Origin of the sequence: Caulobacter sp. 1776 (genome assembly GCF_040545685.1) — a bacterium.
GTDB lineage: Bacteria > Pseudomonadota > Alphaproteobacteria > Caulobacterales > Caulobacteraceae > Caulobacter.
In genome coordinates this window covers 153,884-166,059 of sequence record NZ_JBEPMI010000004.1, presented here as the reverse complement: position 1 = coordinate 166,059, position 12,176 = coordinate 153,884, and the positions used below count along the sequence as shown (strand labels likewise).

11 protein-coding genes are annotated in these 12,176 nt (G+C 68.5%); 7 read left to right on the top strand and 4 right to left on the bottom strand.

The genetic code is table 11. From position 1 onward, the window contains the following. The first annotated feature begins 198 nt into the window (after nt 1-198). The 3 genes from ABIC66_RS12035 to ABIC66_RS12025 are packed head-to-tail and all read left to right on the top strand — an operon-like array spanning nt 199 to nt 3,520. A complete protein-coding gene (locus ABIC66_RS12035; RefSeq protein WP_354070517.1) occupies nt 199-1,416 on the top strand; it encodes a CDP-glycerol glycerophosphotransferase family protein in 1,218 nt (405 codons plus the stop codon). Then, complete coding sequence (locus ABIC66_RS12030) at nt 1,416-2,537, top strand: glycosyltransferase family 4 protein (protein ID WP_354070516.1); 1,122 nt, start codon at nt 1,416-1,418, stop codon at nt 2,535-2,537. Before ABIC66_RS12035 ends, ABIC66_RS12030 begins: the two co-directional genes overlap by 1 nt. Nucleotides 2,538-2,575: 38 nt before the next feature. After that, on the top strand, nt 2,576-3,520 hold the full coding sequence (locus ABIC66_RS12025) for a metallophosphoesterase (protein ID WP_354070515.1): 945 nt from the start codon (nt 2,576-2,578) through the stop codon (nt 3,518-3,520). Nucleotides 3,521-3,630: 110 nt separating this feature from the next. Here ABIC66_RS12025 and ABIC66_RS12020 read toward each other — a convergent pair whose 3' ends face one another. The 4 genes from ABIC66_RS12020 to ABIC66_RS12005 all read right to left on the bottom strand — a co-directional run bounded on the left by ABIC66_RS12020 (nt 3,631) and on the right by ABIC66_RS12005 (nt 8,403). Next, the gene (locus tag ABIC66_RS12020) at nt 3,631-4,332 is read right to left on the bottom strand and encodes a VIT1/CCC1 transporter family protein (protein ID WP_354070514.1); all 702 of its coding nucleotides are present in this window, start codon (nt 4,330-4,332) and stop codon (nt 3,631-3,633) included. A gap of 30 nt (nt 4,333-4,362) precedes the next feature. Beyond that, a complete protein-coding gene (locus tag ABIC66_RS12015; protein WP_354070513.1) occupies nt 4,363-6,777 on the bottom strand; it encodes a TonB-dependent receptor in 2,415 nt (804 codons plus the stop codon). A gap of 29 nt (nt 6,778-6,806) precedes the next feature. Further along, nucleotides 6,807-7,763, bottom strand: a complete 957-nt coding sequence (locus ABIC66_RS12010) for a FecR family protein (RefSeq protein ID WP_354070512.1) — start codon at nt 7,761-7,763, stop codon at nt 6,807-6,809. A 118-nt stretch (nt 7,764-7,881) separates the two neighbouring features. Next, nucleotides 7,882-8,403, bottom strand: coding sequence for an RNA polymerase sigma factor (locus tag ABIC66_RS12005; RefSeq protein ID WP_354070511.1), 522 nt, complete (start codon nt 8,401-8,403; stop codon nt 7,882-7,884). 184 nt (nt 8,404-8,587) lie between these two features. Between ABIC66_RS12005 and ABIC66_RS12000 the strand changes: the two genes are divergently transcribed. The 4 genes from ABIC66_RS12000 to ABIC66_RS11985 are packed head-to-tail and all read left to right on the top strand — an operon-like array spanning nt 8,588 to nt 12,169. Next, the gene (locus ABIC66_RS12000) at nt 8,588-9,301 is read left to right on the top strand and encodes a thermostable hemolysin (RefSeq protein WP_354070842.1); all 714 of its coding nucleotides are present in this window, start codon (nt 8,588-8,590) and stop codon (nt 9,299-9,301) included. Continuing rightward, nucleotides 9,298-10,749: an AMP-binding protein gene (locus ABIC66_RS11995; protein WP_354070510.1), complete on the top strand. Its 1,452-nt coding sequence runs from the start codon at nt 9,298-9,300 to the stop codon at nt 10,747-10,749. The genes ABIC66_RS12000 and ABIC66_RS11995 overlap by 4 nt, the downstream gene beginning before the upstream one ends. A gap of 12 nt (nt 10,750-10,761) precedes the next feature. Further along, nucleotides 10,762-11,424, top strand: coding sequence for an iron-containing redox enzyme family protein (locus ABIC66_RS11990; RefSeq protein WP_354070509.1), 663 nt, complete (start codon nt 10,762-10,764; stop codon nt 11,422-11,424). Then, nucleotides 11,417-12,169, top strand: coding sequence for an SDR family NAD(P)-dependent oxidoreductase (locus tag ABIC66_RS11985; protein ID WP_354070508.1), 753 nt, complete (start codon nt 11,417-11,419; stop codon nt 12,167-12,169). The genes ABIC66_RS11990 and ABIC66_RS11985 overlap by 8 nt, the downstream gene beginning before the upstream one ends. The last annotated feature ends 7 nt before the right edge of the window (nt 12,170-12,176 follow it).

Here is a 12,176-nt window from a genome sequence, read left to right as displayed (position 1 = left end):
GCGCCGATCGCGGCCAGCGGAGCGCGACCATGGTCAAGAACTGACGACCGTTCGCCCCAGCTTCAACCCATCGGGCGATGATCGTGCGGCGCCCAGCCTGAATGACTCTCCCGGGCGGCCCGGAGAACCGCGCCCAGGGACTTTGGGTCAGAAACTTTTGAGGCGCCTCGAAGGGCATGGCGTCGTTGGGCCATGCGCATGGGGTTTCTCTTCAACCACGATCAGGTTCATCAGGTGGCCCACAGCCTGCCGATCGCGCTGGCCCTGGCCCGGCGCGCGCGCGATTTCGAGGTTGTGGTGGCCACCACCAACAGGCGCCTGACCGCCGAAGTTATCCGTCTGGGCGGCGGCATGGTTGGCCATGAGGTGCGCCTGATCGAACTGGCCTTGACCAAAAGCACCTCAAGGCTTGTGGCCGCCACGGCGGAGGCGGTGCTGCCCGCGACCAAGCTTCTGGTCTATGGCGACAACCTCGACTTCTTCCGATCGCTCGACATTTTGGTCGTCGCCGAGAAGACGTCGCTGGTCCTCAAGACCCGTTACGGCCTTCGCGACCTCAAGATCGTTCACACCCGTCACGGCGCCGGCGACCGCGCCATCGGTTTCGACAAGGCCAGCGCCGGCTTCGACCACGTGCTGGTCTCGGGTCGCAAGATCCGCGATCGGCTGGTGCGCGAGACGGGTATCGATCCCGACAAGATCTCGGTTGTCGGCTATCCCAAGTTCGACCTGACGCCGGCGCGGAGCACGACCCATCCGCTGCTCGATGATGGCCGGCCGGTGGTTCTCTACAATCCGCACGTCTCGCCACACCTATCCTCTTGGTACAAGGCCGGGCGCCAGGTGCTGGACTGGTTCGTCGAGCATGACGACCATCACCTGATCTTCGCGCCGCACGTGATGTTGTTCGAGCGCCCCTTCGTGGCGACGATCGACAAGCTGCGGCTGGACCGAGCGGGGCGGATCGAGGAACGCTATTTGCGCGCCCCCAACATCCACATCGATCTGGGTAGCCGGGCCTCGACGACCATGGCCTACACCCAGCGCGCCGACCTTTATCTCGGCGACGTCAGCAGCCAGGTCTACGAATTCCTGCTCAGGCCTCGGCCTTGCGTCTTTCTTAACAGTCATCGCTTCGTCTGGGGCGACGATCCCAATTTCGACCACTGGCGCGCCGGCCCGGTAATCGAGGACGTCACCGATCTAGGCGCGGCCATGAGCCGCTCGCGCCAGCAGCACGAAAGCCTGTGGCGCCCGGTGCAGGAGGCGTTGTTCAGCCAAAGCTTCGACCTGACCGAAGAGCCGTCCGCTGAGCGCGCGGCCCGCGCTGTGGCCTTGTTCGCCGGCCAGGCCTGGCCCGATCCGCCAAGGACCGACCTCGCCGCCGCGGCCCTCGCCCGAACGGGGACCTCCTGATGCGGATCTTTTACGTGATCAACTCGCTCGAGGGCGGTGGCGCGGCCCTACCAGTCCCCGCCGTGGCCCGAGCGCTCGCGGCCCAGGGCGCCAAGGTCGAAATCCTGGCTCTGACCCGACGCGACGGCCGAGCACTGGCGCCGATGATCAGGGAGGGGTTGAACGTCCGCGTCCGCCCCGGCGGCGAGAGGGACCATCTCGACGCCCTGACCTGGCTCGACCGGATCGTCGCCGAGGAGCGGCCCGACCTGCTGTGGACCTCTTTGACCCGCGCGACCCTGCTGGGCCAGATCGTCGGCTTGCGCCGGGGCGCGCCGGTGGTCAGCTGGCAGCACAACGCGTTTCTGAAGCCAGCCAACCGTCTGCTGCTGCGCGCGACACAGCGGCTGTCGGGCCTGTGGATCGGCGACTCCCATAGCGTCACGGCCCTGACGGCGTCGCGCCTGAAGGTGAGGCCTGACCGTCTGGTCACCTGGCCTCTGTTCGCCGCCGATCCGGCCGCGCCGCAGGCCAGGCCCTGGCGGTCGGGCGAAACGCTCCAACTGGGCGCCTTGGGGCGCTTGCACCCCGCCAAGGGCTATGACCTGCTGATCAAGGCCCTGACGCATCTGCGCGCCACGGGCTTCAAGGCGCCCACGCCCTTCGAGGTCCGGATCGCGGGGGAGGGCGGCCAAAGGGCGAGGCTTCAGGCGATGATCGACGCGGCCGGCCTGGACAACGTCTTCCTCACCGGGTTCTGCGACACGCCGCGTGCGTTCCTGGCGGGGTTGCACCTCTATATCCAGCCGTCACGGCGCGAAGGCCTGTGCCTCGCGGCGCACGAGGCGATGCAGGCCGGTCTGCCCACGCTAGTCACCGCCGTGGGCGAAATGCCCTACAGCGTGGTGGATGGCTTGACCGGACGGGTCGTTCCGCCTTGCGATCCCGAGGAATTGGCCAAGGCGCTGAAGTGGTTTCTGCAGGCGCCCGACAAACTGGCGGGCATGGGCGAGGTCGCCCGGTCGCGGGTGCTGGACCGGTTCGGTCAGGCCCAGTTCGCCGCCAAGGGCGCCGAGATCTTCGCCCGGCTGCCGGTCCGCCGCGACGTCACGCCTGCGGCCGTCGCGAGGCCGGCGGCGTGACGCGTCCCACGATGTCGGCGCGGAGGCCTACGGTCGCAATGGCCTCGTCGCCCATTTACCGCCGCACGGTCCTGCAAGGGCTGGCCGCCTGCGCCGCCTGGCCCGCGACCGCCGCTGCGGCCGATCACGAGGTGCTCAACTTCCTGGCCTTCGGCGATTGGGGACGTGAGGGCCAACGATCGCAAGGCGTCGTCGCCGAGGCGATGGGCGCCGCCGCCGCGGAGATCGCCAGCCGCTTCGTTATCTCGGCCGGCGACAACTTCTATCCGGCGGGCGTCCGGTCCGTGACCGATCCTCATTGGCGGCGCTCGTTCGAGGACGTCTATACGGCGACCGCCCTGCAAACGCCCTGGTACGCCGCGCTCGGAAACCACGACCACCGGGGTCTCGCCCAGGCCCAGATCGACTACACCCACCTGAGTTCCCGCTGGCGGATGCCGAGCCGCTACTACAAGGTCGCCGGCCAGGCTCTGGGGACGAGCATCCTGGATCTCTTCGTGCTCGACACCTCGCCGCTGGCCGATCGCGGCAATTACGACGAGATGATGCAGCAGCTGGCCCGTGGGCATCTGGAGGCCCATGACGGCCGGCGTCAGATCGCTTGGCTCGAGGACGAACTGCGCCGGTCGACCGCGCCGTGGAAGATCGTAGTGGGGCACCATCCGATCTATTCTGGAGATCATGGCGATTCCGCCGCGTTGGTCGCCCAGGTCGCGCCGCTGCTCGAAGCCCATGGCGTTCAGGTCTATATCAACGGCCATGACCACAACTTGCAGCATATCCGTCGGGGTCGTGTCGACTACGTCTGCGCGGGCGCGGGGGCGGACGCCGTCGGCCGGGTGGTCGCGGTGGAAGGCACTCGCTATTGCCTCTCGCGGCCGGGCTTTGCGATGTTCGGGCTGGACGGCGAAACCCTTCGATTGGAGTTCCGCGACCTGACGGGGCGCACGCTTTATCGGATGCAGCGGCGATGTGTGGAATGAATTCGGCGCGGGAAAGCGGCCGGTCTGGCCCGATCGCGCTTGCTCGTTGCCTGGCGGTGGCGCCCTGGTCGATCGTTTGAAAGCATGCGCTCTTCAAGGCCGTAGCGCCGCTAGATCGCCGTCCCGACCAACCGGCCGATGCCGGCCGTTACGCTCATGGCCAGCGCGCCCCAAAGCGTGACTCTCGCCGCCGCGCGCCAGGCCGGGGCTCCGCCGGCCTTTGCTCCCGCCACGCCCAAGAGCGCCAGGCAAGCCAGGGCCGTCAGCACGACGGTCGGTAAGATCATCGACGCCGGCGCCAGGGCGGCGACGAACAGGGGCAGGGCCGCCCCGACCGTGAAGCTAGCCGCCGAGGCCAGGGCGGCCTGTACGGGCCGCGCCGTCGTCGCCAGCGAGATGCCCAACTCGTCGCGGGCGTGGGCGTCGAGCGCGTCCCTGGCCATCAGCTGCTGAGCCACGACCCTGGCGGTCTCGGGCTCGAGGCCACGCTGGACATAGATCTGGGCCAGTTCGGCGTGCTCGGCGTCGCTGTCGCTGCTGAGTTCGGCGGTCTCGCGCGCGATGTCGGCCTTTTCGGTGTCCGACTGCGAGCTGACTGAAACATACTCCCCGGCCGCCATCGACATGGCGCCAGCCACGAGGGCCGCCGCGCCAGCGACCAGCACCTCGCTAGGTTTGGCCGAGGCCGATGCGACGCCGACGATCAGGCTGGCGGTCGAGACCAGACCATCGTTGGCGCCCAGGACGGCGGCGCGCAGCCAGCCGATCCGAGAGACGAGGTGGGCTTCGGCATGGCGATAGGATCGGGGCATGCGTCTTCTCTGGAAGCGCGTCCGGCCTGCCTAGTAGGCGACGCGGACGCTGAGGGAGAGGGTGCGGGGGCGGAGCGGCGTCACTTGGTCGGTCGATCTTAGCGAGAACGGATTGCCGTAGGCGAAGGTGTCGCCGCGCGCATTGGTCGGATTGTCCAGGGCCAGGGTCGTCCGCCAGCGCTGGGCGGCCAGACCCACGGCCAAGCGGCCCGTCGCGTAGCCGCCCATCAAGGGCGCGGTCGCGGCGTCGAAGGTGAGGTGGGAGTGGCCGACATAGGCGTAGCGACCGTCGAACTCCAAGGTCATGTCGGAGCCCAGTGGGCGCTCATAGTGCGCCGTCACGCCGCCGGCGCGATGGGGCACGCCAGCCAGGCTCACATCCTTGCGGACGGGGAAGGCGGGATTGGCCTTCTCCAGTTCGGGCGCGTTGAATAACAGGTTGGCGCTCAGTTGCAGTCCGGCCACGCGGTAGCTGCCTTCGACCTCCAGGCCCAGGTTGCGCCCGTCGCCGATGTTGGCGGTGAAAGGCAGGCCCGACGGCGACAACTGATCGCTCTGGATGTCCTTCCAGCGGGCTTGGAAGGCCGCCGCTCGCAGACGCAGCCGGCCGTCGAGCAGCGAGACCTTGCCGCCGGCCTCCAGGCTCCACAACTCGTCGCCGTCGTAGCGGCGGCGCGGTTCGGCCTCATTGTTGGGCGAAAACACCTGACCGGGCGGTCCCGTTGTGTTGAAGCCGCCGGCCCTATAGCCCTCCGTCGCTTGGACATAGATCAGGGCGTTGGACGACAAGGTATAGGACAGCACCAGTTTCGGCGCGAAGCCGGAGCTTTCAAGCGCGCCGGCAAACGAGGTGAGCGTTCCGCCGAAGGCCGTCGTATGGCTTGTCACCCGTGTCTTGGACTTGAAAAGCCGCCCGCCCAGCGTCGCGCTGAAGGACCGCCCGAAGGGCAAGGTCGTCTCGCCGAAGAGCGCGGCCTCGTCCAGCGTGTCGCGCCGCCTCTCCGCCAAGGCACGAACGGGGGCGTCGGCCAGACGCGTCAGCGCCAGGTCGATGTCCTGATGAGTGCGCGCCACGAAGGCGCCGACCAACCATTGCACCCGAGCATCTTCCGGCGAGGCCAGGGAGCCCTCGGTCACCAGGCTATGGGTCCGGTCGTCGTCGTCATAAGCGGCGGGGCCCGGCGCCAGGGCGATCGGCGGCGCTGAGCTGGCGTCGTAGCGGCTGGTGATGTCGTGATCGACCGCCGAGATCGTCCACCGCGCCTGGATCCCACCGATCTCGCCCTTCAAATTGAGGTGCGCTTCGGCGAAGTCGTTGTCGTGCGGCTCGCGCACTCGGTTTCGGCGATTGTAGGGCGGTTCGGTCGTCAGGGCGTATTGGGTGTCGTCGGAATTGATGAACTGGGCGGCCCCGCCGCCGGTCAGGGTCCAGCCGCCGCCCAGGCCGACCTTTACGTTCAGGCGGCCGCCGGAGCGAAGGGCGCGATTGACGGTCTTCAGGTCGAGGCCGGCATCGTCGATATAACCGCCTTGTTGGTCGCGATAGACCACGGCGCGGACCGCGCCTCGGCCCCGGAAGATCGGCAGGTTGACCATGGCGGACAGGCCGTTCGAGCCGTCGCCGCCTTGTGTCGCGCCGACATCGCCCGCGATCCAGGCTTCGAAGCGATCGGGGGCGGGCGGCTCGGTGACCAGGTGCAGAACCCCGCCCAGCGAACCGGACCCGTAGAGCGCGCCCTGCGGTCCGCGCAACACCTCGACCTGGGCCATGTCGACCAACAGCAGGTCTGGATCGGGCGCGTTGTAGGTCAAGCGGGTGTCGTCGAGATAAAGCCCGACCATCGCCTGGGTTCGACCGGTCAGCGGCCCGTCCGACAGGCCGCGCAGCATGATCTTGTCGCGGCCGGGACCCAGGTTGGTCACCGTCATGGCCGGGACCGCATACGCCAGGTCGTTGGCGTCGCGCAGGCCTTGCCCAGCGATCGCCGAGCTCTCGACCGCGCTGACGGCGTAGGCCAGTCGGTCGGCGAGGGTCGGGCGGCGGGTGGCGACCACGACCAGCTCGTCGAGCGCGGCGGACGAATGGGGCTCTTCCCGGGCGACTGTTCGGGTGACGGGCGAGGCGGGCGGCAACCTGACGATCTCGACGGCGCTGGCGTCGATCATCCGATAGCCGCAGCCTGTGCCCGCCAGCATTCTGGCCAGGCCGTCCTGAAGCGTGAAGCGCCCCCGCACGGGCTGGCTGGTCGGCGCGCAGCCGGCCGCGGCCTGAGTGCTGATCGAGGCGCCGGCCTGGACAGCCAGATCGACCAGGGCCGCCTTCAGCGGCTTGCTGGGAATGTCGAAGCTCAAGCGGGGTTGGGCCGCCGAGGCGGGGTCGCCCCATCCGGCCACGCACACGACGCTGGAAGCCAGCGCCCAGCGCCGCCATGCCTCAGCTCGCAACGAAACGCCCTCCGACTTCCAGGACGGCGCTACCGTAGTTCGATTTGTCGGTCGGTGCGATGCACGGACAGCGAGAAATAGCCGGCCAGCCGTTTGACCACCAGATCCTGGTCGCCTAGCTCCAGCACGCCCGAAAAGCGCCTGCTAGCCAAGGCCGGCGAGATCCTGATCGGCGTCGGATAGCGGCGGTTCAGATAGGCGACCATGTCGCCGAGGGTTTCGTCGTCACAGACCAAACGGCGCTGGGTCCAGGCGAAGGCGGGGTCGGGGTCGGCGGAGGTCTGCACCGATTTGGGCGCGCCTTCGACATGGCTCAGGCTCTGGCCGGCCACCAGGCGGGCCACCGGAGTCGAGCCCAAGGCGGGCTGGCGCACTTCGACGATCCCGCGACGCACGGTCACCCGAACGGTCTTGTCGTAGTGGCGAATATTGAACTCGGTGCCGACGACCCGGACCTGCTGGTCGCCCACCGAAATCAGGAAGGGCCGTCCCGGGTCCTTGGCGACGTCGAAGGCCGCCTGGGCCTCGGCCATCTGGACGCGCCGCTCGCGCCAGCCCAGCTGGACCCTCAGGGTCGAGGCCGCGTCCATTCGGATGCGCGAGCCGTCGGCCAGGACGATCTGGCGCGTCTCGCCGGGACGGGTCTGATAGACTGTCGGGGTTCCCTGGTAGTCGCGCCAGACCATCGGGCCGACAATGGCCGCGAGGACGGCGGCGGCCGCGGCGGCGGCCCAGACGGGCAGGGCGGCGCGGCGGCGCAGCGGTACGACCAGTGAAGCCGTCGTGTTGACCGCCGGGGCGATCTCGGCGGCGCGGGCGTCCAGCTCGGCGGCGAGGTCTTCAATCTCCTCGAAGGCGGCCAGATGGTCGTTGGACGCCTCCAGCCAGGCGGTCAGGGCGGCCCAGTCGTCGGCCGTGGCTTGGTCCGACTGCACGCGGATCAGCCACGCGACGGCCTCGTCGCGCAGGGCGTCAATCGCCCTCATGCCGTCCGCGCCGCTCATCGGTGCTCACCGTTCCTCAAGGCGCATGCCTCGTTGCTCGCCCCAATGACGCCATAAACGCCCAGGCGCCTCCAAACTTTCTTGAGACTGTCTCCGGACCTCATCGGCCCACCTTGGCGAGGATGCGCTTGAGGCTGGTCATGATGTACTTCTCGACGCTGGATCGCGACACGCCCATGGCCGCCGCCGTCTCCGCGTGACTGAGGCCCTCCAGCTTGTGCAGCCGGAACGCTTCCTGGACGGCCGGCGGCAGGTCGTTCACCACCGCCACGATCTGGGCCAGCCGCTGGCGGGCGGCCAGGGCGTCATCGGCCCGGGGCTCGTCCGCTGTTTCCCAATCGGTGACGCTGGGACCGCCCGCGCCGCGCCACTGGGCCTCGCGCTGGCCCGCGCGCCGCTTGGTCTTGATCCGGTCCAACATCAGGTTCGTGCCAAGCCGATAGAGATAGGCGGCGGGATTGTCGATCGGCGCGACCGGTGGCGGCGTGATCTTCAGATAGATGTCCTGCACCAGGTCCTGCGCGGCTTCCTCGGATCGCAGCCGCACGCGGAAATAGCGCACCAACTCGTCCCGTCGTTCGAGATAGCAGGCGAGCAGGGGATGGACGTCACTGTCGTCCAAGGACTCGATCGCGCTCCGGGCTCATGGCCGTTCGACGGCGGGAATCCGACGTCCAGCGCAGTGTTTCCGATGCGGTCTCCACACGCAATCGCAATCCGTTTGAGGAGGTCTCGAGGTCGCGTCGTCATGGCTCATCGAAGAGCGTCCCAACGCTCGCCAGGATGTGGAGACCGCCTTGCTGGAAGTGATGATGCTGGACGACGGGGCCCCACGCGGCAGCCTGCGGTTCGATGAGGCGCGGATGCGGCGCTTCAGCGGTCTGGCGCCCAAGGTGATCTCGATCCATCACTTGATGCGACCGGAGCGCCGGAGGGTGGAGGCATATCTGGAGGCCGCCTACGCCGCGGCGTTCAATGGCATGATCCGCAACCACTATCCGACGCTGATGAGCGTGCAGGACGGCGAGGGCCGCATCCACGCCGCCGTCGGCTTCCGGTTTGCGGCCGCGGAATCACTGTTCCTGGAGCAATATCTCGACGAGCCTGCGGAGTCCGCGATCGCCCGCAAGCTGGGCGAACCGGTGATCCGCGGCGGCGTGGCGGAGATCGGCAACCTGGGTTCGGACAGCGCGGGCGCCTCGATGTTCCTGTTCCTGGCCCTGGCCCGTCATCTCGACCAGAACGGCTGCACACACGCGGTGGCCACGGCCACGCGTCAGCTGCGCCGCAGTTTTGGCCGGGTCGGCTTCGAGACGCAGGTCCTGACCCGCGCCGAGCCCTCACGCCTCGGCGAGGCGGCCGCCGAATGGGGCGCCTACTACGAGCGTGACCCGGAAGTGCTGGCCGGTGCGATCGGCCCGGCCTTGCGACCCTTGAGCCAGATGCTGGTGGCCGAACCCGTCCAGGTCGAGGCTATTCGCCCCCGCCTTCATCCGACCTGCCCGGAGATTGGCCAATGAGCCGGATCCTCCGGGCGATCGACGCCCACGCCGCCGCCACGCCCGACGCCATCGCGCTGAGCACGTCCTCGGCGACCTGGACCTACGCCCAGTTGGGTGAGGCGGTGAGCGAGGCGGCGAGGGCCCTGTTCGCCTTCGCGCCGCTTGTCCGGCCCGGTTCGCCGGTGGCCGTTCGCCTGCCCAACGGGCCGGCCTGGGTAGTCCTGGACCTGGCCCTGATCCGGCTGGGCTGGCCCAGCCTGCCCCTGCCGGACTTCTTCACCCCCGCCCAACGCGACCACGCCCTGGCTGACGCCGGCGCGACCCTGTTGATCGAGGCGGCGAGCGGGGCGGGGCAGTTGGCCGTGGCGGGCGCGGCGATCACCGTGACGCCTTGCCTGACGGCCGCGGTTCCGCTCCCGGCGGGCACGGCCAAGATCACCTATACCTCGGGCTCCACGGGCCAGCCCAAGGGCGTCTGCCTGTCGCAGGCCCAGATGGAGGCGGTGGCCGGGGCCCTGGTCGAGGCGATCGGCGCCGACTATGCCGGCCGGCACCTGCCGTTGCTGCCGCTATCAATCCTGCTGGAGAACGTGGCGGGACTCTACGCCACGCTGATCGCCGGCGGGCGCTACCACGTGTTGCCGGCCGCGGCGCTGGGCCTGGATACTCCGTTCCGACCCGACCTGGCGGCCCTGGCCGGCGCGATCGCGGCCGAGGCGGCCTCCAGCCTGATCGTCGTGCCCGAGCTGCTGCGGGCCCTGCTGATGGTCATGACCTTCACCGGCGCGCGGTTCCCCGCTCTGAAGCTGGTGGCGGTGGGCGGGGCCAAGGTCTCGCCGCAGCTGCTGAACCAGGCCGACGCCCTGGGCTTGCCGGTCTACGAAGGTTACGGCCTGAGCGAATGCGCGTCGGTCGTGGCGCTCAACACGCCAGCCGCCCGCAAGATGGGGATGGTGGGCCGGCCGCTGACGCACCTGACTGTCGAGATCGCCTCGGACGGCGAGATCGTCGTTGGACCTCGCCCGTTCCTTGGCTACGCCGGCGGCGAGTTGAACACGGGAAAGGTCCGCACCGGCGACCTGGGAGCGTTCGACGCCGACGGCTTCCTGCGCATCGAGGGGCGTCGCAGCAACACCATCATCACCGCCTTTGGCCGCAACGTGGCGCCCGAATGGGTCGAGAGCGAGCTCTTGGCCCAGCCCGAGATCCGCCAAGCGGTGGTGTTTGGCGAGGCCCAGGCCGCCTTGGGCGCGCTGATCGTGCCGCTGCTGCCGGACATGGACGAGGCCGCGATCGCCCAGGCGGTGGCCCGCGCCAACCAGGCCTTGCCCGACTACGCCCAGGTCAAGCGCTGGCGGATCCGCGCGCCGTTCGACCCGGCCGCCGGCGAACTTACCGACAACGGCCGTCCGCGTCGGGCGGTCCTGCTGTCGCGTCACCGCGACTTCATCGAAGCCTCGCTATAGGAGCCCGACTTGATGTTTTTCCAGAGACTGGTCGCCGAGACCGCCGAGGGGCAGCAGACCCTGGCCGGCGTGCCGCAGATCCAGGACGGCCTGAACGGCCAGATTTCGCGCGAGACCTACATCGCCTACCTCACCGAGGCCTATCATCACGTCAAACACACCGTGCCGCTGATGCAGGCCGCGCGCGCGCGCCTCGACGAGGCCCATGACCGTTTTCGTCACGCGCTGGACGAATACATCGCCGAAGAGACCGGTCACGAGCACTGGATCCTCAGCGATATCAAGAACGCTGGGGGCGATCCTGAAGCGGTGCGGCTGGGTCAGCCGCGCGAGGCCACCGCTCGCATGGTCGCCTTTGCCTACGACTACATCGCCAAGGTCAATCCGATGGGCTTTTTCGGCATGGTCTTCGTGCTGGAGGGGACCAGCGTTCGCCTGGCGACCCAGGGGGCCGAGGCGGTGGCCAGGAACCTGAACCTGGGGCCTGAATGCTTCAGCTACCTGACCTCGCACGGCGCGCTCGACATGGAGCACCTGGTCTTCTTCCAGAAGCTGATGGACGAGGTGACCGACCCTGACGACCAGGTCGCGATCATCGAGGTCGCCAAGGCGATCTTCGAGCGCTTCGCCGACGTCTTCCGGTCGATCCCGCACGATCAGGTGGCCTATGTTTAAGGACAAGACTGTACTGCTGACCGGCGGTTCAGGCGGCCTGGGTTCACGGATCGCCGCGCAATTGGCGCAAGAAGGGGCGCAGGTCGTGATCCTGGGGCGCTCGCTCCCCGCCGGCGGTGGCGCCTTCCTGCGACATGACCTGTCGACGGTCGAGGGGATCGAGGCGGCCGCTGCGGCCGTGGCGCTTCGCGACTGGGACATTGTCGTCAACCTGGCGGGCGCCCAGCATTTTGGGCCGCTCGAGCGCCAAGCCCCTGACCATCTCGTCGCCAGCTACATGATCAACCTCGTGGCTCCGGTTCGCCTGGTTCAGGCCGTGCTGCCGCGCATGAAGGCGGCGGGCGGCGGCCAGATCGTCAACGTCGGCTCCATCTTCGGGTCGATCAACTTCGCCCATTTCGTGACCTATTCCAGCGCCAAGGCGGGGCTTCGCGGCTTTTCCCAGGCGCTGCGGCGCGAGCTGTCGGGCACGGGGATCGATGTGACCTATGTGGCGCCGCGCGCGGTCAGGACGGCGCTCATAACGCCAGCCGTGATGGAATTCGCCAAGCTCACCCAGATGAACATGGATCCGCCAGAGCGGATCGCCAGGCGGATCGTCGAGGCCATGCGGACGCGTGAACGCGACGTCTATTTCGGCTTTCCCGAAAGCCTGTTCGTCCGGATCAACGCCCTCTTCCCGCGCCTCGTCGACGGCGCGCTTTCCGCCAACGACCGCAAGGCCGCGCGGCTGTTCTCTCATTGACGGTCTG